The 210-nt window shown below is 31.9% G+C and carries 1 protein-coding gene; it reads left to right on the top strand.

Annotated features, from left to right (window positions below; translation table 11 throughout):
• On the top strand, positions 1–210 hold a 210-nt coding region (locus tag ACX6CF_RS26875; RefSeq protein ID WP_458788442.1), incomplete at both ends, for a hypothetical protein.

Below are 210 nucleotides of genomic sequence, written 5' to 3'. Positions count from 1 at the left end.
ATACAAGGTCTAATCAACCATGCAGCTATTTACGATGAAAGTAGATATTATGATAATTCATCTGCGTGTTTCTTTTCAGCTAATAATGATGATAATCAAAATGGGTTAGGTTATAGTTATGTAGGTGTAGGATATGAATCTCCAGACTATTATCGTGATGCTTTTGATCAAGTTCATTGCTGTTATGTGAAAAATCATGATAGTGATGAA

It is taken from the genome of Vallitalea sediminicola, assembly GCF_054408565.1.
Note: the sequence above shows the minus strand (reverse complement) of the source record. Positions and strands in the feature narration are given on the sequence as shown.